Origin of the sequence: Periweissella cryptocerci, from assembly GCF_004358325.1 — a bacterium.
GTDB classification, from domain to species: domain Bacteria; phylum Bacillota; class Bacilli; order Lactobacillales; family Lactobacillaceae; genus Periweissella; species Periweissella cryptocerci.
Genome location: NZ_CP037940.1, coordinates 2740018 through 2760647 on the forward strand (window position 1 = coordinate 2740018; position 20630 = coordinate 2760647).

At 41.9% G+C, this 20630-nt stretch carries 18 protein-coding genes; 15 read left to right on the forward strand and 3 right to left on the reverse strand.

Translation table 11 applies throughout. The features are described 5' to 3' along the window. The first annotated feature begins 64 nt into the window (after positions 1-64). The 3 genes from EQG49_RS12220 (at position 65) to EQG49_RS12230 (ending at position 1593) form a co-directional block, all read left to right on the forward strand. Positions 65-556 carry a dihydrofolate reductase gene (locus tag EQG49_RS12220; RefSeq protein ID WP_133364240.1) on the forward strand — a complete coding sequence of 164 codons (492 nt, stop codon included), beginning with the start codon at positions 65-67 and terminating at the stop codon, positions 554-556. A gap of 10 nt (positions 557-566) precedes the next feature. Then, on the forward strand, positions 567-746 hold the full coding sequence (locus EQG49_RS12225; protein WP_133364241.1) for a hypothetical protein: 180 nt from the start codon (positions 567-569) through the stop codon (positions 744-746). 625 nt (positions 747-1371) lie between these two features. Beyond that, entirely contained in the window at positions 1372-1593 is a 222-nt protein-coding gene (locus tag EQG49_RS12230; RefSeq protein WP_133364242.1) for a hypothetical protein, read from the forward strand. 144 nt (positions 1594-1737) lie between these two features. On the opposite strand, the gene EQG49_RS12235 is transcribed toward EQG49_RS12230, so the two are convergent. From EQG49_RS12235 to EQG49_RS12250, 3 genes are all read right to left on the reverse strand, one after another. Further along, positions 1738-2265 (reverse strand): transposase, encoded by a 528-nt coding sequence (locus EQG49_RS12235; protein WP_133364243.1) that lies wholly within the window; start codon positions 2263-2265, stop codon positions 1738-1740. Continuing rightward, entirely contained in the window at positions 2181-2420 is a 240-nt protein-coding gene (locus EQG49_RS14190; RefSeq protein ID WP_133364244.1) for a transposase, read from the reverse strand. Before EQG49_RS14190 ends, EQG49_RS12235 begins: the two co-directional genes overlap by 85 nt. 809 nt (positions 2421-3229) lie before the next feature. Next, complete coding sequence (locus EQG49_RS12250; RefSeq protein WP_133364246.1) at positions 3230-4333, reverse strand: M24 family metallopeptidase; 1104 nt, start codon at positions 4331-4333, stop codon at positions 3230-3232. 191 nt (positions 4334-4524) lie between these two features. On the opposite strand from EQG49_RS12250, the gene ccpA reads away from it, so the two are divergent. From ccpA to EQG49_RS12305, 12 genes are all read left to right on the forward strand, one after another. After that, entirely contained in the window at positions 4525-5526 is a 1002-nt protein-coding gene (ccpA, locus tag EQG49_RS12255) for a catabolite control protein A (RefSeq protein WP_133364247.1), read from the forward strand. A gap of 241 nt (positions 5527-5767) precedes the next feature. After that, complete coding sequence (locus EQG49_RS14090; RefSeq protein ID WP_279232810.1) at positions 5768-7531, forward strand: glycoside hydrolase family 73 protein; 1764 nt, start codon at positions 5768-5770, stop codon at positions 7529-7531. Positions 7532-7690: 159 nt separating this feature from the next. Continuing rightward, a complete protein-coding gene (locus EQG49_RS12265) occupies positions 7691-8413 on the forward strand; it encodes a YebC/PmpR family DNA-binding transcriptional regulator (protein ID WP_133364249.1) in 723 nt (240 codons plus the stop codon). A 613-nt stretch (positions 8414-9026) separates the two neighbouring features. Next, positions 9027-9671 (forward strand): LysE/ArgO family amino acid transporter, encoded by a 645-nt coding sequence (locus EQG49_RS12270; protein WP_133364250.1) that lies wholly within the window; start codon positions 9027-9029, stop codon positions 9669-9671. Between the two features lie 219 nt (positions 9672-9890). Further along, complete coding sequence (locus EQG49_RS13785; RefSeq protein ID WP_165964895.1) at positions 9891-10061, forward strand: hypothetical protein; 171 nt, start codon at positions 9891-9893, stop codon at positions 10059-10061. 139 nt (positions 10062-10200) lie between these two features. Next, positions 10201-10482: a UPF0223 family protein gene (locus EQG49_RS12275; protein WP_133364251.1), complete on the forward strand. Its 282-nt coding sequence runs from the start codon at positions 10201-10203 to the stop codon at positions 10480-10482. 26 nt (positions 10483-10508) lie between these two features. Further along, positions 10509-11288 (forward strand): inositol monophosphatase family protein, encoded by a 780-nt coding sequence (locus tag EQG49_RS12280; RefSeq protein ID WP_133364252.1) that lies wholly within the window; start codon positions 10509-10511, stop codon positions 11286-11288. A 100-nt stretch (positions 11289-11388) separates the two neighbouring features. After that, positions 11389-13233 (forward strand): translational GTPase TypA, encoded by a 1845-nt coding sequence (gene typA / locus EQG49_RS12285; protein ID WP_133364253.1) that lies wholly within the window; start codon positions 11389-11391, stop codon positions 13231-13233. 126 nt (positions 13234-13359) lie between these two features. Further along, entirely contained in the window at positions 13360-14367 is a 1008-nt protein-coding gene (locus tag EQG49_RS12290) for an LCP family glycopolymer transferase (protein ID WP_133364254.1), read from the forward strand. A 127-nt stretch (positions 14368-14494) separates the two neighbouring features. Beyond that, the gene (locus EQG49_RS12295; protein ID WP_133364255.1) at positions 14495-15439 is read left to right on the forward strand and encodes a hypothetical protein; all 945 of its coding nucleotides are present in this window, start codon (positions 14495-14497) and stop codon (positions 15437-15439) included. Positions 15440-15758: 319 nt separating this feature from the next. Next, positions 15759-16967: a hypothetical protein gene (locus EQG49_RS12300; RefSeq protein ID WP_133364256.1), complete on the forward strand. Its 1209-nt coding sequence runs from the start codon at positions 15759-15761 to the stop codon at positions 16965-16967. A 357-nt stretch (positions 16968-17324) separates the two neighbouring features. Then, positions 17325-20258 carry a hypothetical protein gene (locus EQG49_RS12305; protein WP_133364257.1) on the forward strand — a complete coding sequence of 978 codons (2934 nt, stop codon included), beginning with the start codon at positions 17325-17327 and terminating at the stop codon, positions 20256-20258. Positions 20259-20630: the final 372 nt, after the last annotated feature.

A 20630-nucleotide genomic window follows, 5' to 3' on the forward strand; every position in this document is an offset into this window, starting at 1 on the left:
TGTTCATACTTTCTTCATAGCAATTGAGGTGAAAGAGTATATAATCTTAAGACATGAGGTAGCTATGATTAAATTAATCTGGGCTGAAGCACATAACCATGTAATCGCTGATAAGGGGGATATTCCTTGGAAACTCCCCGCAGATCAGCAATTTTTTAAACAATTAACCCTCAATCACCCGATTGTGTTTGGTCGTAACACGTTGCTTTCGTTTCGTGGGCGGCCATTACCGAAGCGGACAAATATTGTTTTGTCACACGATACTAAACTTGAAGTGCCAGCAGGGTTTACCTTGATGCATTCAATTGAAGAAGTGATGGCGTTTGCCAAAGCGCAAAATGATGATTTGTACGTGATTGGTGGTAAAGGCATTTATCAATCATTCATGCCATACGCAGATGAATTGATTGTCACTGAGATTGACGCGGATATTTCCGGGGATACGCAGATGGACGCAATTGATTTGGATACTTGGCAAGTGGTTAATCGCGTCGTTGGCACGGTTGATGAAAAAAATATCTACCCCCACATTTTTAAAACTTACCAAAGGAAGTAAAGCCCACACAATGACCCAATTAAAATCTTTTGATTTACTTTGGATCGTCGGACTTGTTTTGTTTGGCTTAGGTTTCGGGATTGACTATACTGCATTGAAATTTTTCGGTGGCGTATTGTTTTTCGGAGCTTTAGCACAACGCTACGTCTGCCGCATCCACGACAAGCGCAACGCTGCTGTTAAGAAGTAACACTAATAGTAGTTAAATAATGAGTGACCTTTACCTAGGTTGCTCATTTTTTTGTTACTGCCAAATTGAATAAAATTGGCCACTACGTGTCGGTAAATTACTTGACGCACCACGCTGGAAGCAACCTCCCAAGCCAAAATGCGGTCTTGGGAGGTTCAGACAAGCTGGGAGTCTAAGGAATAAATTCCTAAGACTCCTCAGCTTATCCTCAGCGGAAACATGTGCTGCACACATATTCCCCCAGTCGCGGTGTAAAGGCTGCGCCCGCCAAGCAATTTACCGGCACTCCGTTACGTTGTAGTTCTTAAACTAGTCAAAAAGTCGTTGTGGTCCGAAGTACATTGAAAACTAACTGATCCACTGAAATAATACGTAAGTTTAATCAAATCAGTAATTCGTTGGTGGGTAGATTCAATCAACCAAGTTATTTCTGATTCTGTGATGTGCTCAACCTAGTGTCCAAGGTATATTCCGTGGTGCGTGAGTATTCTTAAATAAAAGTCCAAAAATGAGAATTCCACGCCAGAATAAATCGCGCCTAATTTGTAATAATTTTGCTATGCCGAATGCGGTGATTTTTTGTTATGATAGACGGAGTGATAAAGAGAAATGGAGCAATTACATAATGGATAATCAACGAGATGTCGCATATGAAACGTATGCTTTAGATGCAGAAATTGTAGCTAGTGATCCGATTAGTTTTACGTTGAAGGACGGGTCTGAATATAAGATGACGCCACGGCAATACCGGAAAGGGACGCCTGGGGTTATTATTGACCATGAGGTTGATAAAGAGTTTTTGATTAACGGGGGGATGTTAAAAGTTGCCCGTAAAGAGTGGGTTTAACCGCGATAGCTTAAAAGTTTTGAATTAAGATTTTGGTTGAAAAAAGACCCGCTTTCTCCTTATTCTGGCTCTATTCCGTCTGACGTGGGTTGGGCGAAATTAAGCTTGTGAAATAACCCTGGAATCTTAACGGATTTCGGGGTTTTATTCTGTCATCAATTTAGTGAATTGTGATGTTAAAACGTGTTTATTTAATAATTGGAGACGAATTCGATGGAAGAAGTTAGCGGGTTTAGCGTAACCATAGGCGGTCCGTTTCATTTGTTTGATACGTCGATTAATGCCTTCAATACGCCCGTTACTGGCTTTAACTCTAAACGATTCAATGATGCCACGTCTGTATTTCTTATAAGTTTTGATGACCGTATCCATGGGCGTGCCAGTAGTTTTATAGTTTTTAAGTAGCGCGACGAATTCATCTTCCTTGCGGCTGTTTACGGCCCGTAAAATAAGCTGATAGATTTCGCAAGCAATGCCCAAGTTTGGGCATTGGGTATAGACCTCATCAAGGATGTCGATGGTGAAAGCGTATTGATTAATGCCTTTGAAACCAGCGCGATGCGAAATATCATACTTTGACTCGTTGGTTAAGAAAAGTTTCCAGTTGACTTGAGAATTTTGTAAGATTCGAGTACGGTTTGTCGACAGTGTTTGGTACCCAGTTTCGGACAGATTGAACGGCTTTCATCGCCAGTTGGACAGTATGAAAGCGGGTCGATAACGACCTGTGCGTTAGGAAACATCCGCCGGACAACAGTTTGATAGTTGGCGTTCATATCAGTGACCACAAGTTTCACACATTTACGATTTAACGAGAAATTCGCCAAATAGCCCCTACTTTAGCCGTTCGTGCGCTCTGGGAAAAATCTCGATAAAATCAGAATTCGAGCCATTGATCATTTTCGAAGCCGTAGCGATTTTTCATGTATTGAACTTCATCAATACAACTGGTGGGAGTGTTTGTCATTAGTTTGGCCCGGTAACGGTCAGCTGTGGCGTTTGAGAGTTTATGAATCTAGTGTGTGATAGTTTGAGGATATATGAAATCAACTTGGCTGAGATATCAAATCGTGCGAGGTCGAGTATTTGAAGCAATAAAGGGCGTGTAATTTTAGAATTGTCCCGTAAATCATGGGATTGGGCGACAACAGTACGGGCGCAGCCGTTACACTTATAACGTTTTTTGTCGAGATGTAGGACTTGATGATAACCGTTTGTGGAAGGCAATACGTGAACCGAATATTCCGTGGAATGGCGATACAAACTTGAATGAGCACAGTAAGGGCAACATTCAGGCATAACATCAAGCGTAGCGGCGTAATTAAGGGTTGCGTAATCATGTTTGTCATTCTGAGTAAGATAGTTGAACTCACCATCATCAGTAATGTGAAAATTGAAATTTGGGTCTGTTAATCCAGTGGCACGTAAGATAGAATTATTAGTGGGCATATGTCGTATTTCCTTTTCTGTTTGTGTGAGAACTTCAGAATAACAAGGAAAGACGATGTATGTCTTTTTATTTTGGGAAAAGTTTGTGAAATTTGAATACCAAAAAAGCGTGAGATATTGAAATCCCACGCTAAAAAAAATACAGCCCTTATTCTGAATAAGGTGGAAAGCGGGTCTCTTGATGTTGTTAGTCGAAGTATTGGAGTTCTTTTGGTGTGTGGGTGAATGATTCAGCGCCAGTTTCAGTGATGGCAACAGAATCTTCAATGCGGACCCCAACGACGCCAGGAATGTAGATACCGGGTTCAATTGAGAAGGTCATGCCGGGCACGATTTCGAGGTCGTTACCTTCCATGATTGATGGATATTCGTGTTCACCCATCCCCATTCCGTGGCCAAGACGGTGAATAAAGTATTCACCATAACCGGCTTTGGTAATGATGTCACGGGCAACCTTGTCGAGTTGGGCAGCGGTAATTCCTGGTTTAGCAGCGGCTTGGGCGGCTAATTCAGCTTCAAGAACAACTTTGTGAACTTCAAGTTGTTTTTCGCTTGGCTTACCAAATGCAACGGTCCGTGAAGTATCTGAGATGTAGCCTTGGTAAATGGTACCAAGGTCAAACAAGATGAGTTCGTCACGCGCGATTTTGATGTCTGAGGTTGCGCCGTGGGGATCAGCGGCGTGGGCACCAGCTTGGATAAGAGTATCAAAACTCATGCCAACGACACCGCGAATTTTTGAGGCGTATTCTAATTCGGCAGCAACTTGGAGTTCGCTCTTACCTTCAGCGAGGGCTTTCCAACCAGTTTCCATCGCAAAGTCAGCATCGCGACCGGCTTGGTGGAGTAAAGCAATTTCGGCTGGCGTCTTAACCATCCGCATTTTTGCCATGTATTCAGTTGCGTCGGCGTCGAATTTAGCAGCGGGGAAATATTGGTGAATCGCTTCAAAACGGTCAACCGTCAAGCTTTCTTTCTCAATAATCCAACTGGCAGGGTTAGTATCACGTTTTTTAATATTTTCAGCAATCATCTTGAAAGCATCTTCGTGATCTTGGTAACCGTAAACGTCGTATGGCCAACCAGTTGCCTTAACAACTTCCACTTCAAGTGCAGGTGCAAAAATGAAGGGGTCTTTGTTAGGGAAGACAACTAATGCCAAAACACGTTCAAGTGGGTCTGAACCAAAACCAGTTAAGTAGTGAACACTTTCAAAATTTGAGAAGTAGGCGATGTCGGCCTGTTGTTGACCAACCCATTCGCGAACTTGATTTAAGTGCGTATAATCCATAAGATAAAAGCCTCTTTTCAAGTATTTCGTTTCCAATTATCAATTCTAACACAAATCTAATGAAACTTTCCGTTGAAAACGTTTGCAAAGAGTGCTAGTTTTTTGATAAACTGGATGTATTATGAAAACGGAATGAAAACGATTAGTATCAGCAATTATAGATCGATTAATTTAAGGGGAACTATTGAAGTATGGATAAAGAAAATGTAACAATTTATGACGTTGCGCGAGAAGCGGGCGTTTCAATGGCGACTGTTTCACGGGTTGTCAACGGTAACAGCAATGTTAAACAAGCAACGAAGGAAAAAGTTTTAGCAGTCATTAAAGATTTGGATTATCGACCAAATGCCGTTGCGCGTGGCTTGGCTTCAAAAAAGACGACCACAGTTGGGGTAATTATTCCTGACGTTACCGATGAATTTTTCTCAGAACTTGCGCGTGGGATTGATGACGTGGCTTCTATGTATCATTACAACATTATCTTGGCGAACTCAGATGAATCTGGTTCAAAGGAATTACAAGTGTTGGAAAACTTATTAGCCAAGCAAGTTGATGGGGTTGTCTTCATGGGTAATGTCATTGATGAAGAATTGCGTGCTGAATTCCGCCACTCACATGCGCCAATCGTTTTGGCTGGGTCGGTTGATGAACAAAACCAACAACCATCTGTGAACATTGATTATATTGAAGCTACTAAGGACGCAGTTAAGAAGTTGGTTGCAAACGGACACAAACAAATTGCGTTTGTCTCTGGTAATTTGGATCAATCAATTAACAAGAACTACCGTCTGAAAGGTTACAAAGAAGCACTTGCAGAAGCTGGGTTAGAATATAATGAAGCTTTGGTCTTTGCTACTGATTACTTCTACGGCTCAGGCTACCGGATTGCTGCGGATGTGAAAAATTCGATTGCGACCGCTGCTTATGTTGGTGATGACGAATTAGCTGCCGGTCTTTTGAACGGATTGACAGATGATGGTGTTTCAGTGCCAAATGATTTTGAAATTATTACTTCAAATAACACAAAGTTAACCCAAGTTACCCGACCACAATTGACTTCAATTACCCAACCAATGTATGATATGGGTGCAATCGCAATGCGGATGTTGACGAAGCTGATGAATAAAGAAGAACTTGATGAACCAACAGTGGTGTTACCATATGGAATCATTGAACGTCAAACTACTAAGTAAAGTCCTTAGATTTTTAAACTATCATGTTTAACTGAAATTAGTTAACGCGTGATTCTGCTAGTTTGGTGTGACAATTCGACAAAAAAATTATCACGACTTCGGCAAGTTCTTTTTGATAGAGCTTGCTTTTTTCATCTCGTCATACTAATTTCTTCACAATTAGCGCATAGAATAGGGCTAACGATACTTAAATAAAACTTAAAAATATAAAATGGCAGACATAGTTTGGAAGAGGAAAAATATGAATTGGAAAAAAATTGCTCTGAGTGCGACTGTGGTACTGGGTATTGGTGGTTTCGGAATGGAAGCAACCCATGCGGCGACAGTTGGAATTAGCACCATTCAACCACGGCATGAAATTACTAGTCCACAACAAGTAGCAACGGATAATCCGGTTGTGACGAAACATCAATCAAATGATATTATTCAAAAAAAGCGCCTTTTGACGAGTACCGTGCGGACATTTGCGTCGTTGCAGGCAGTCATTGATGATTACACTGCACGCCAAATTAGCTTACCCGTTGAAAATGGGGCGTTTGCGGCAACTGCGAAGGTCAAAACACCTAAGCAACCAAAACGCTTACCTAAAGGTTTAAACGCGGCTGATATCATTTTGTATAATCAAAAAGATATCAAAAAAGTTAATTTGAAAAATGTGCGGGTCGTTGAAAAAGCATTGGTCGGCGATCAAGTTTACTTACTATTGAAAACTGGCAAGACTGAGTTAGGCTGGATTGATGCGCATTTGTTTAGTACTGAAGACTATCAAAAGTATCAAGCTAAAAAAATTGCGGCGCACAAAAAAGCCGTCGCTGCGTTCAAGATTGAGACAACTAAAAAAGTTGATATCACAGCAATTCCACACCGTAGTGGTAATGTTAAGCCGATGAACGTTGCTAAGACGCATGCGCAAGCACCAATGGTCGTGAAGTTTACCCAGCAAGTTAAGTTGCACAATGGCCAAACGATGTACTTGGCTAACGACAATAAGTACTATCGCGATGATTTCGATGACGTGAGTGATGCGTACATTGAATTGACTGGGCACGGTCTGGTTGTGTTACAAGGTGATGAAAAAATTAAGCCATTGGATACCGATGCCGACTTAACAAATGTGCACATTGGCTTACAAGACGATGGCCAATTGTATGCGCATGATAAAAACCAAGATCAAAGTGTTGGTTCAATCGCCACTGTGGCTAAAAAATTGGCATGGCCAGTTGAGCAATTAGAACAATTGAACCAAAATGTGAAGGCTAATTATGGTCAAACTGGTTATATCTTGCAATTCGCTAAGAGTGATTACAAAACGCCTGGTAGTATTGATAACGCCACAACGCAAGCTTTATTGAATGAATTGGTCGGCATGGTACCTGTGATTAAGGCCAATCATTTGACACCATCAGTCTTGATTGCGCAAGCCTTATTGGAATCAAGCGGTGGTAATTCAGGCTTAGCCCAAAAAGACGCCAATTTATTTGGAATCAAGGGTAAGTACGCTGGTCATGGTGCCAAATGGCAAACCAAGGAATTCCGCAAGAACGTGGAAGTCGAAGTTAAACCAAGCGAAAAGGTCATGAAGGCGTATGAAAATGCCCTGGGCAAGCACAATTTGGCCGTTCAAAATTATCAAAAGGCGGCCAAGTTAGTACAGAAAGCCAAGAAACCTGAAAAGCAAAAAGCTGCGGAGAAGGTCGCCAAGGCTGCGGCTAAGTTGGTCAATAAATATCCAAAACCAGATAAGCCAAAATCTCACAAGGAAAAGCAATCTAAATTGTTTACCGAAGATGCAATTTTCCGGACTTACCCAAGTTTCCGTGAAAGTATTTTAGATTACATTCAATTAATCACAACTAACGCTGGTTATGCTGGTGCCGTTGACGCGAAAAATGCCGACGCTGCTATCAAGGGGATTCAAGCTGGTGGGTATGCCACTAGCCCAACGTATCGTGAAAACATCAATAACGTAATCGATAAGTACGATTTGACGGTTTTAGATAAGTAGATTCGGCGGTACTTAGTGACAGTTACTAATACTTACGGCTAATAGAACCAATTTTTTATGCTAAATTATTGATATCACAAGCATAGTCGAGTATACTATTTAACGTTAAGAAAGCATTATTGCAACAAATAAAATATTAAATTCAAAGGAGTACTGAACATGTCAGGACACTCAAAATGGCACAATATTCAAGGACGTAAGAACGCCCAAGATGCTAAGCGTGGTAAGATTTTCCAAAAGATTTCTCGTGATCTCTATGTAGCCGCAAAGGCTGGTGGTGCCGATCCAGATGGTAACCCAGGTTTGCGTTTGGTAATGGAAAAAGCTAAGGCTGCCAACATGCCTAAGGATAACGTGCAACGTGCCTTGGATAAGGCCACTGGTGCCGGTGGTGCCAACTATGAAGAAATTCGTTACGAAGGCTACGGCCCAGCCGGAACTGCTGTCTTGGTTGAAGCCTTGACTGATAACCGTAACCGTACTGCTGCATCTGTTCGTTCAGCATTTACGCACCACGGTGGTTCATTGGGAACTAATGGTTCAGTTGGCTTCATGTTCGACCGTAAAGGTTTCATCTTGGTTCCCCAAGACGAAGACAACACGGTTGATGAAGATGCTGTGATGGAAGCTGCTATCGAAGCTGGTGCTGAAGACGTGCAAACGACTGAAGAAGGCTTTGAAGTTACTACTGAACCTGCTGATTTTGAAGCAGTTCGTGACGCCTTGGTTGCAGCAGGTTACACTGTTGAACAAGACGAAGTAACTATGATTCCACAAAACACCGTTGAAATTCCTGAAGATAAGCAAGCACAATTTGCTAACATGATCGAAGAATTAGAAGACAACGATGACGTCAGTGCTGTGTACCACAACGCCGACTAATAATTAAACTAAACGAAGCGTCTTTCCAGTGATACTGGGAGGGCGTTTTTTTGGCCTGTTCCGTCTGACGTGGGATTGAATATGATTGGCCACTGCGTGTCAGTAAATTGCTTAGCGCACTGCGCTGGAAGCACATGTTCAAGCCAAAGTGCGGTCTTGAACAACTCGGACAAGCTGGGCTTCTAAGGAATAGATTCCTAAGAAGCCTCATCTTATCCTCAGCGGCGACATGTGTTGCACACATATCACCCCAGTCGCGGTGTGAAGGCTGCGCCCGCCAAGTAATTTACTGCCACTCCGTTAGTTAGGAATAATGGTCAGACTAGCAGAAACAGTTAGTTATCAACCACAGGTCGCAGTAGTATGGAAAAACCACCGACAATAGAAGCTCAGTAATTGGACGATTGAAAAGTACAGAAACAATCTCATGCTAGAATAAATAGACACAGCTTTCTGAGCAAATAATGGGCAAATCGCTGAAATCTATGAGAAGGTGCCCATAGTTGTTGACCCGGAATTTTAACCTGATATGATGAATAGATGCTGTGGAACCGCCTAATGATGGGGCGACAGTATTTGTGTTTTGTGTTAATAAGAGAGGGGAATTACGATTATGCCAATTTATGTGCAAGGTTTTTTGATTGGGATTGCGTTTGTCGCACCAATCGGGTTACAAAATATTTTTCTGTTTAACAATGCGTTGGCCGAGCGACGTGGGAAAGCATTGTTGATTGCTATTTTTGTGTGGATTTTTGATGCGTTATTGTCACTGGCGGGATTCTTTGGCATGGGGGCAATTATTAGCGCTAATTTCTATGTTAAGGCGGCCATTATGGGAATTGGGAGCCTGCTCGTGCTTTACATCGGGTACACGATTTTACGTTCAGCTTTGGTGCAACGGCGTGCAATGCAAATGAATGGGGATGATCTAGCGACGAAGCCAAAATTAATTCAGCGGGCATTACCCGCCGCAATCTGGATGGCTTTTGTGGTGACATGGGCGAATCCGCAAGCGATTGTGGACGTCAGTATGATGTTGGGAGCGTCACGGGCAACGCTGGCTGATGATCAAGCGGTGGAATTCATTTTAGGTGTCTTGACGGCGTCCGCTACCTGGTTTATGACAATTACGACCTTAGTTTCCGTGTTCAAAGAAAAGATTGGCCAGCGGGTCAATTATTGGATTAACTTAGTGAGCGCGGTCATTGTGATGATTTATGCGATTTCATTATTCGTGAAGTTCATTAATTTGTGGTAATAAGCGGGCATGCGAATTTCCCAGCGATAAAGTGGGCGATTAGCAAATGCTACGTTAAAATTAAATTGTTACTTGAAAATGACAAGCTATGACAAGATGATTGCTATGTACTGACATCCAGATGAATTCCCACTATCCGTGAAGCTCGCGTGTTACTGTAAATATACGGTTAAAGCATTTACAGTCTAAAACCGAGCAAATAAAGGAGCAGGTGGTCGCATGAATAATGTCAAAGAATTTATTAAAGTAGCACTTATTATCCTCGCAGTTGTTTTGGCATTTTTCATTGCCGAAAGCACTGTTGATCGAATTTCAAATGATAGCAGTGCACCTGTGGTCCAAGTCCCAAGACACGTTGAACGTAAGGCGGCGCTTGAGATTAACCAGTAAATTTTTATTTAGGAAGCTCCGACAAATTAATCGTCGCGAGCTTCTTTTTTTATTTCTGGGGGACTAGTCGAATTTGCAATTGTCGGAATGTCATTGGGCAAGTATAATAAATAGATAAGTAAATAAAGGACGTGATGTTGTGAGTAAAGAAAATTTTAGTTACCCCCTAGATCCAAGTTGGAGCACAGCAGATATTGTCGCTGTGACGGGTTTGTTTTCAGCCGTGGCGGATGCCTACGAAACCGGCGTTGATCGTGAACACTTGTTGACGAGTTACAAAGCTTTCAAAGAAGTGGTACCAATGAAGTTTGAAGAAAAACAATTGGATAAGGATTTCGAAGCAGAATCTGGATACAGTATTTATCGGGCGATTAAGGCCGCGCGCGATTCTGCACGAAAGCAAATTAAAATTCAAAACTAACACGGATAAGAAAGGGGGGCTGTTGCATGGAACAACATCAACTAGCTAAAATTGATAATGCCGTCCTCGGGTGGCTTGAAGAAGCGCGTGAAAACGTCTATATTAACCTCCAAAGTGCATTGATGGTGTCTGAGAAGGCAAACCGCAAAGACCTCGTTACAAACGTCGACAAGAGTAATGAGCAGTATTTTATGCGTAAGATACACGCCTTAGATCCTGAAGCGCAAATTTTAGGCGAAGAAGGCTTTGGCGATGCCATTAAAAATATGCAGGGACATGTCTGGTTTGTTGATCCAATTGATGGTACGCTAAACTTTGTGAAGCAACATGATGATTTTGCAATTATGTTGGCATTGTACGTTGACGGTGTGCCCACGATGGGGTGGATTATGGACGTCGATAAGAATTTGACGTATCATGGTGGGCCCAATTATGGTGTTTTTCGGAATTCTGAAAAATTAATTATTCCGGAAAATTTGCCATTAAGTGAAGGCTTAATTGAGTTAAGTGGTAATCGATTGGTGCATCATCAATTCCGCTTTGAGGAACTGGCGGAAGCCTCGCTAGGCGTACGGGTCATAGGTTCCGCGGGGATGTCGTTTATTAAAGTCATCGAAGGAAAAGCAATTGCATACGCTTCCAAAATGAAGCCGTGGGATTTCGCAGCGGCAAAAGTTTTATTAGAAACTTTAAAAATGCCAATCACGACAATTGACGGCAAGGAAATTGATATGTTATCATCTAATACAGTTTTAGGTGCAACTCCTGCCGCACATAGCGATATCGTGCGAATAGAGTTGGCCTAGGTTCGAGGATCGGGTTTTAGACCCGATTTTTTAATGTTTACCACTTGTGATAAGCAACACGAACTTTAGAACAGGGATATATACTAAGGAGAATAGAATTTTGGCAAAACGTGAAGACATTCGTAACATTGCTATCATTGCCCACGTCGATCATGGTAAAACTACTTTGGTTAACGAACTTTTGAAGCAATCAGATACACTTGATGGCCGCACCGAACTTGGTGACCGTGCCATGGATACAAACGATATTGAAAAGGAACGTGGTATCACTATCCTTTCAAAGAATACAGCCGTTAAGGTTGGCGACAAGCAAATTAACATCTTGGACACCCCAGGACACGCGGACTTCGGTGGTGAAGTTGAACGTATCATGACTATGGTTGACGGTGTGCTTTTGGTTGTTGATGCCTTTGAAGGTACAATGCCACAAACTCGTTTTGTTTTGAAGAAGGCCTTCGAACAAAACTTGACTCCAATCGTTGTTGTTAACAAGATTGACCGTCCTGGTGCGCGTCCTGAAGAAGTTGTGGACGAAGTGCTTGACTTGTTCATCGAACTTGGTGCTGATGAAGAACAATTGGACTTCCCAGTTATCTTTGCTTCAGCTATGAACGGTACTAGCTCATTGGATCCAGATCTTGATACTCAAGAACACACAATGAAGCCAATCTTCGATAAGGTATTTGAAACTATTCCTGCTCCTGAAGATAACCGCGACGAACCATTCCAATTCCAAGTTTCAATGCTTGATTACAACGACTTCGTTGGTCGTATTGGTATTGGTCGTGTATTCCGCGGTCGTGTTAAGATTGGTGACAACGTTTCAGTTATGAAGCTTGATGGTACCAACGCTAACTACCGTGTTACTAAGTTGTTTGGTTTCCTTGGTGTTGATCGTATTGAACTCCAAGAAGCCGAAGCTGGTGATTTGATTGCAATGGCTGGGATGGACGAAATCAACGTTGGTGAAACTGTCGTTGATTCAGCTCACTTAGATGCATTGCCAATCCTCCGTATCGACGAACCAACACTTCAAATGACTTTCCGTACTAACAACTCACCATTCGCCGGTCGCGAAGGTAAGTTTGTTACTGCGCGTCAACTTGAAGACCGTTTGAAGAAGGAATTGCACACCGATGTTTCATTGCGTGTTGAAGACACTGATGAAGCTGGTGCATGGCTTGTTTCAGGTCGTGGTGAATTGCACTTGTCAATCTTGATTGAAACTCTCCGTCGTGAAGGTTTCGAAATGCAAGCATCACGTCCACAAGTTATCTTCCGTGATATTGACGGTGTTTCATCAGAACCTTTTGAAGCAGTTCAAATCGATACTCCTGATGAATACACTGGTTCAGTTATCGACTCACTCTCACAACGTAAGGGTGAAATGCAAAACATGGAATCAGTAGGTAACGGTCAAACTCGTTTGACTTTCCTTGCTCCTTCACGTGGTTTGATCGGTTACTCAACTGAATTCTTGTCAATGACTCGTGGATACGGTATCTACAACCACACGTACGATTCATACGGTCCAGTTATTAAGAACTGGGCACCTGGTCGTCACAACGGTGCGTTGGTATCAATCACACAAGGTACTACTACTAACTACGCCATCATGGGTGTTGAAGATCGTGGTATCATGTTTGTTAACTCTGGTTACGAAGTATACGAAGGTATGATCGTTGGTATGAACTCACGTGACAATGACATCTCTGTCAATGTTACTAAGATGAAGCCACAATCTAACGTTCGTTCATCTAACAAGGACCAAACTGCATCTATCAAGACTCCTCGTGTGATGACTCTTGAAGATTCATTGGAATTCTTGAACGATGATGAATATGTAGAAGTAACACCTGAAAACGTTCGTCTCCGTAAGCAAATTCTTGTTACGGCAGAACGTGAAAAGGCAGCTAAGCGTAAGAAGACTGCTTCAAACGGCTAAGCTGAATTATGAATAAACTTTGAAAATCATGCCATTTTGGTGTGATTTTTTTGTTTTTCCCTTGCCACTGCATGTAAATCAAGTGTATTCTAGTGTTACTAGAAAAAATTGAGGAAATGATAAACAATGGCGAATAGTAAAAAAAATAAACATCGGAAACACAGCTCCAAGAAACCACGCAAAGTGTGGAAATGGATTGTGGGCGTACTTGTAGCAATTATTTTAATTATCGGTGGGGTGACCCTGTACAGTTATTTGAACGTTAAAAAGAGTGCTGACGAAATGTATCACCCGGTAAAAGTTTCAAAAACGCGGGACGTGCAAGCGCTATTGAAAGCTGGTAAGCCGGTTTCAATCCTAGTAATGGGTGCCATGACGACGGATGAAGCAACGATGAGCGAAGCATTTAAGGGTAACACTGATACGATGATGTTGGTGACGTTGAATGCGCAAAAGCATGCGATGACAATGGTTAACATTAATTCCACATTGTTAACTGACATTCCTGGCTATGCTGAATACAGTCCCGCAACAATCGGTTCGGCGTATTCATTTGGCAAAGCTGCGACAGCAATTAAAACGGTCCAAGATTATTTGAATGTGCCAGTTGATTTTTACATGATGATGAATATTACTGGTTTCCAAAAATTAATTGATCAAATTGGTGGCATTGATGTCACACCAACTGCCAACTACAGCTTTGAGGGCTCAGAATTTACCACTGGCCAACCAGTGCATTTAGACAACTTAACGACGTTGAAGTATATTGGTGCACCAACCGATGATCCAACTGCGTCATTGGCGCAACAAGTTCGGATGAAGGAAGTCTTAACGGCGACCCTCAAGAAGGCGTTTGCCCCTAAAAATGTGACGAACCTCGGTTTGATTCGGTCAATGGCTAAAGAAGCTAATACTGATTTGACCATGAGTGATTTAACGACGGTCATCCGCAAGTACAATAGTGCGGCGACTGGTTCAGTTGATACTAAAACCTTAAATGGTGAAGTGGTCAAAGCGGACAAGCAAGCATTTGCCGTTGCCTCACAAGCTGACAAGCAAAATCTGACCGACGCATTGCGGACTAGTTTAGCTTTACCAAGCGCAAAGACTAGTGCGGCAATCGCAGTTAAATAATTACAAACATGACGAGAAGGTATCAATTTATTAATTGATGCCTTTTTTACTTGCTTAAATTACGCAGTTACAGTGATAATAGATATATTACGTAAATTATAAAATGCACAATATTAAAGGAGCTCTCATGCAGAAAAAAGGAATTATCGGAATTGCCGTTGCAATTATTCTATTAGGTGGTGGTACCGCTGGGTATTACTATCACGAACAAGCAACGCAAAAGAGTAGCACCAGTTTAAAAGCAAAAACGATTACATTAACTGATCAACGACAAGCTGATTTGAATCAATTTGGGTTTGCCTTTGATAAGCACACTAAAGGCGAAATTATTAATAATCGACTGCTCGTAACCGTTGACTCTGATAAGCAAGGTAAGTTTGCCGTTAACTTTCAAGTTAAAACCGGGTACGGCTTTACGAGTGCCAGCATTGAAAGTAAAAATGTCACCATTGATCAAAAACTTGGTGGCATTGCGCCAACGACAATTGTGACTGGTCAATTAACTAAAAGCGGTTTGAAGGAAGCCAAAGTCAGTGGTGTCATCAAGCTGCGCGGAATTGATAAGCAAGCGACAGTGTTACCAATGACTTTGACGGTTAACAACAAATCAACTAGCTATCAAGCCAAAGCACAAAGTAATTTGGAATTAGCTCTTGGCAATACTGAAGCAGTTGCTAAGGTGGCCAAGAGTAAAGCTGGGCAAGCTGATTATAACAAGCAAGTGGCGGCGACCGCGGTTACTAAGCAAGCAAAACGCGAACAAGCGATGGCTAATAGTTCAAAAAATGATAAGAAAAATAATAGTGCCAACAAAAATACGACCACCACGAAGAGTGGTAGCACGGGTACAGTCACGGCGATGATGTCACGTCAAGGCTATACAGGTATTGTGGTCGCAATGGACAACGGCGGTAGCAAGGCCGTCGTAATGCATGGTGGTGCTAGCGTGAGTGTTGGTCAACATGTATCAGTCTCAGCAAGTGCCCCAACTTATGAAACCTATACGACCAAGGCCGGTAAAACATACTCGGGTTACGTATCATGGGGTTCTGTTTCACCAGCAGGTAAGTAATATCCTGAATGAAGTGGCGGCCAGAAACATTGGTATTAATGATAAGTCTGATTTCGAGTTTATGCGAAATCAGGCTTATTTTTTGGGCTAAATAATGAACGGACTGCCAATATTTGTAAATATATCTAATATTTGAATAAAAAATGAAGAAAATGCGAAGAGAATCCTTGTAGAATAAGGTGGAATGGAGTATCTTAATAAGTATTGAGCGCTATTGATATTAGGAATCGCCGGATTTAACGATTTTGCTGATATTAATAATTTTCAATGGGGTTATGAAAAAGCATTCAAATAAATATTCAAAATTAGGGAGATTGTCATGAAATTAGTAAAAGTAACTGCTGTGGTTGCGGCCGCATTGTTCTCAGCTTCAGTTATTGCATCACCAGCTTCAGCTGCATCAAAGACTGTTAGCTCAAGTAACTATACAGTCAACAAGGGTAAGCGTACGTACACTACTACCAAGCAGCTTTACATCAAAGCTGCTAAGGGTACTAAGGTTACTGTTTCAACGAAGGGTAAGACTGTTAAGAAAGCTACACTTAAGAAGGCTACCCAAACTTTGAAGCTCGCTAAGAAGACGACGCTTAAAAATGGTCAAAAAATTACCGTTAAGTTAGCTAAGAAGGGTCAAAAGACTGTTAGCTTTACTGTGACTGCTTGGTCACACAGCTTGACTGTTAAGAGCCGTAAGAACCAAAGCACAGTTTACAACTTGCAAAAGGGCTTCAAGATTGCCACTAAAAAAGGTGCCAAGGTTACCATCTACCTCAAGAATGCTTCTGGCTCATGGTCACAAGTTAAGTCATTCAAAGCAACTTCAAGCAAGTTGACTACGACTAAGATGACTTTGAAGGCTGGTAAGACTTACAAGATTGCTTCAACTTACAAGAAGAACACTGTTTCAGTTACCAAAATCATTAAGAAGTCTGTTGCACCAAAGGTTTCTTTCAAGTCAACTTTGAAGTTCAACGGTAAGACGGCAACAATCTCTGGTTCAGTTAATGACAAGAACGCCGCCTTTAAGGCATCAGCTGGTAAGTTAGCTTGGTCTGGTAAGAACTTTACTGTATCAGGTTTGACTCAAGCTCAAGCAAGCAAAGTTACGGTCACTGCTGGTAAGGAAAAAATCAACTTGGCTGCTAAGAAGTCATACAAGTTGAACCCTGTGTCAATCAAAACGGTTGATATGAAAGGTGTTAACTTAACTAAGTACAGCGACCCAACATTTGCAAATGTGGTTAATGTCTTCACTAAGTTCTCAGGTATCAGCAAGCTTGACGCCCGTAACACAACGGTTACTAAGACCCAACTTCAAGTGCTCTTGAATGAAAAGCAAACTAACAACGGTAGTGCCTTTGTCATTGTTAGCACCTTGCAAGCTCACAACGGAACACTTGACCTTACTGGTATGAAAATTACTGGTTTGACTGGTCACGAAAGCTACAAGAATGCTAAGGAAGTTGCGGCATACGCCAAGAATTCACTTGCTACTCACGGCGTGACAACCATCACGGTTAAGGGTTAATTACCATTCACTAATGCATAATTAAAAAATAACAATGTGTCTAAAGGCGATTGCAGTCTCTGGGCACGCGTTAATAAGCCTGATTTCAACCTTTTTAAGGAGAAATCGGGCTTATTTTTTTTGCTGTTTGCGAGCTGTGTCCGGGTCTTTTTTTATGGGAAAATTTTAATAATCTGTTAAAAATGTGAAGAAATCGCGAAGTTATGAATGCCGTATGAAGGGGCAGAGGTGATTGTTTGAAGCTTTCGCAAATCGCTTGTTATCGTATGAAATAATTAATATGATGTTAGTATCCAGTTCGGTGACAGTCGATGTTGGCTGAACTAAATAACATTTATAGAAAATGGAGATATGTGAATGAAAGCGATGAAATCAATTACCATTGCAGCTTCTGCAATGATGTTATCAACTTTGGTCCTCGGATCACTTGTTAACGACTCAGCCTCTGCGGCAAAAAAGAACACAGTATCAATTGACACAATTTACCAGGTTCAAAAGAAAATTTCTGGTAAAGCTACTAAGGGTGCTAAGGTTCAAATCATTAATGCTAAGACTGGTAAAGTTGTTAAGACTGTTAAGGTTAAAAACAACGGTAAGTTCTCAGCTAAGATGACGAAGAAACAACTTAACATCAAGACTAAGTACAAGGTGTCAGTTTCTAAGAAGGGTTACAAGAAGGTTGTTAAGAACGCAACCGTTAAGTACCTCAACAAGGCAACTATTAAGAACAACCCAGTTTACTCACCTGAAAAGAAGGTTGCTGGTAAAGCAGTTGACATGAATGGTAAGGCAGTTAAGAATACCAAGATTCAAGTTAAGGTTGGCGGTAAGGCTGTTTCAACTAAGACTAACAACAAGGGTCACTTCAGTGTTAAGCACAGCAAGATTAAGGGCTCAAGCAAGGTCGCTATCAAGGTTGTGAAGAAGAACTACCAAGCACCTACGAAGACGGTCGTTGCACGAAACTTTGCAGTGTCACACTTTGATGTTGTCGCTGGTCAAAACTCAATGCAAATCAACGTACCGGCAAAGGGAACTGCAACGCTTTACAACGGTAACACTAAATTGGCATCTACTAAGAAGTCTGGTTTACAAACTCTTTCATGGAGTGATAGCTTGCCAGCTGGTACCAAGTTGACGTTGAAGGTAACTTCAAATGCCAACTACCAAACTGGTTCAAAGTACTCAATCACCAAGAACTTGACGATTAAGAAGGGTGAATTTATTGGCATCCCACATTACGGCAAGGCAATCTTGACAGAAGGTGCTAACGAACAAGGGCTTGAAGGTACAATCGCGAAGGGTACGCACATTGCATACTTCGTTGATGGTGTTCAAAAGCACACCCAAACAGTTGGTGCTGATGGTCAATTCTCATTCTGGACTAAGGGCTTGAAGGAAGGCCAAACACTTAAGGTGGTCTTCACAGATAGTATCACTAAGGGTGTCCGGACTGCTTCATTTAGCATTGGTGCTAAGCAATCAGTAAACGCTGACAAGAAGCAATATTTGGTGAAGAAGTTCGTTGCCAACCCAGCCGGGATTGACATTGTGCTTACTGATGATACCAATGGTAAGGCTAAGCCAGTGCACGTTGAATTTGGTGAAGAAATCAACGTGAAGTTTGGTGACAACCAATTCGTTCAATACGTTGATAATGATAAAAACGTTGTTGAAGGTCAAATTGGTTCACCAACCATTGATTTATCAGATATCGATCCAGTTGTTGCGGAAGGAACACTCTTACTTGGTTCTGATGCTCGCGACGAATCAGTTGATTCACGTTCAATCACAACAGTTGTTGAAGACGAAGATGGTCGTTTGACAAACATCAAGAATGCCTTTGGTCAAGTCCTCTTCATTACTGATGACGACAAGCAAGTTTACTTGAATGTTGATGCTGCTCACAAGGATGTGGCACCATTTGTAATGATTGCTGACGCTCCTGCGGCACCAGCAGCTGCTGGTCGTGCGTTGAAGACTGACAACGTTGCCATCCTTTCTAACATGTCAATTGAAGACATGTTAGGCTCTGTGACCGATCTTGCTGATAAGATGACACCAACGATCACTTTGGCTGAAGATACGGCTACAGTTTCTATTGCAGATTCTAATGTTATTAAGGCGGCTGCTACGAAGACGGCAACTGTTTCAGGCTTGTTGAGCAAAATTGCCACAGCAACCGAAAATAAGAATGTTACTGAAACTAAGGTTGTGACCACTGTTGAACATGGTCAAGGTCTTGTGAAGGATACTGCTAAGTCAGGTACAGTTACGGATACTGAGGGTACGTTCTCTACTACGTTAGGAACCACAGCAACTGCCGCAACTGCAATGATTACAGCTGTTGATAAGCCTGATTTCCACGCCAACTTAACTGTAACTAAGGATGTATTGCAAGCAATTGTTGACGTAGCTGCACCAGCGATTAAGGTTGCTGATATTGCAACACCAAACTTTGACATTAATCGTCAAGCTGCCTTAGAAGCAGTGGCTAAGAATGTTATGGCAACCCTAGCTATTGGTGAAACATCTGATTTAGTTGAAGTAGTTAAACAAGCGACTTCTACGGTGGTTACGGAAACCCTTACTAATGATCCGGATTCAACATACAGTACAGATGAAATTACTGCTGCTGCTGTTGAAGCAACAGATAATATTGAGCAAGCTAATACGACAGATTTAGAAAATGCCCAAGATGCTGCTAATGCAGTCGCAGCAGTAGCTCACGAAATCAACACGGTTGCCGGTGAGGCCGGGACAGCTGTTGCTGATGCCGATGCAGTTAAGCCAGTTTCAACAATTGCCTCACACTTCAACAATGCGGACTTTGCTAAGGCCGTTGCTGATGCAAATAGTGTATCTGTTGATGCCGAATGGAATGATTCATTTGCAACTGTTTCAAACTTGAACTTGGCTGCGCTTAAGTGGACCCACCACGCCAGTGTCGTCCGTGATTTCAAGACTTTGAACTTATCAAACCTTGATATTTCATTTGCGGGTGCTGACTGGACTGGTCTTTCAGTTAACCAAGTTGACTCACTTATGAGCGCCTTGAATTTTGCAAAGGGTAAGTTGAGCAATGTTGATTTGACTAATGTTAAGATTAACACGGCCCAAATTGCCGAAATCAAGAAGCACGGTGTTAAGTTGGGTAACGTTAATGCTAACGTGACTGGCTTAAAGGTTACTGATGCAGAAAACAAAGAAGTATCTGGTGCAGTCCGTGCAGCCTACATCCAACAAGCAATTGACGGATTTGGTATCACTGGAACTGTTACTGGTAAGTAATTAAATTCATTCACATCTCTCCTAAAAGTAGATCACATGTTGATCTGCTTTTTTTGTTCTATTTCGTCTGAAGTGGAATTTATAAAATGAGATGTATGATGCCACTGCGTGTTCAAACTAACGAAGAGGCTGGAAACAGGCTGGACTTTAGCTCGCACCGCACTGTGGCTTCAAATGTTTGTCTTCCATCACGGTGTCCAGACTGTTTCCAGCCTCGTAGTGGGAATCAATCTGAGACGCATATCCAAATTCCACACTTAAATTAATGCAGCCGGCAATACCCAGAATTCATTTGGCGGAATATGCGGAAATAATGAAATTTTCGATAGCACTGGTAGGTAAAATAAAGTATTATATGATGATAAGTAATAA

What these genes read in the sequence shown, in the direction of transcription:
- EQG49_RS12220 (WP_133364240.1), top strand. Translation starts at nt 65, where the DNA reads ATGATTAAATTAATCTGGGCTGAAGCACATAACCATGTAATCGCTGAT.
- EQG49_RS12225 (WP_133364241.1), top strand. Translation starts at nt 567, where the DNA reads ATGACCCAATTAAAATCTTTTGATTTACTTTGGATCGTCGGACTTGTT.
- EQG49_RS12230 (WP_133364242.1), top strand. Translation starts at nt 1,372, where the DNA reads ATGGATAATCAACGAGATGTCGCATATGAAACGTATGCTTTAGATGCA.
- EQG49_RS12250 (WP_133364246.1), bottom strand. Translation starts at nt 4,333, where the DNA reads ATGGATTATACGCACTTAAATCAAGTTCGCGAATGGGTTGGTCAACAA.
- ccpA (WP_133364247.1), top strand. Translation starts at nt 4,525, where the DNA reads ATGGATAAAGAAAATGTAACAATTTATGACGTTGCGCGAGAAGCGGGC.
- EQG49_RS14090 (WP_279232810.1), top strand. Translation starts at nt 5,768, where the DNA reads ATGAATTGGAAAAAAATTGCTCTGAGTGCGACTGTGGTACTGGGTATT.
- EQG49_RS12265 (WP_133364249.1), top strand. Translation starts at nt 7,691, where the DNA reads ATGTCAGGACACTCAAAATGGCACAATATTCAAGGACGTAAGAACGCC.
- EQG49_RS12270 (WP_133364250.1), top strand. Translation starts at nt 9,027, where the DNA reads ATGCCAATTTATGTGCAAGGTTTTTTGATTGGGATTGCGTTTGTCGCA.
- EQG49_RS13785 (WP_165964895.1), top strand. Translation starts at nt 9,891, where the DNA reads ATGAATAATGTCAAAGAATTTATTAAAGTAGCACTTATTATCCTCGCA.
- EQG49_RS12280 (WP_133364252.1), top strand. Translation starts at nt 10,509, where the DNA reads ATGGAACAACATCAACTAGCTAAAATTGATAATGCCGTCCTCGGGTGG.
- EQG49_RS12290 (WP_133364254.1), top strand. Translation starts at nt 13,360, where the DNA reads ATGGCGAATAGTAAAAAAAATAAACATCGGAAACACAGCTCCAAGAAA.
- EQG49_RS12295 (WP_133364255.1), top strand. Translation starts at nt 14,495, where the DNA reads ATGCAGAAAAAAGGAATTATCGGAATTGCCGTTGCAATTATTCTATTA.
- EQG49_RS12300 (WP_133364256.1), top strand. Translation starts at nt 15,759, where the DNA reads ATGAAATTAGTAAAAGTAACTGCTGTGGTTGCGGCCGCATTGTTCTCA.
- EQG49_RS12305 (WP_133364257.1), top strand. Translation starts at nt 17,325, where the DNA reads ATGAAAGCGATGAAATCAATTACCATTGCAGCTTCTGCAATGATGTTA.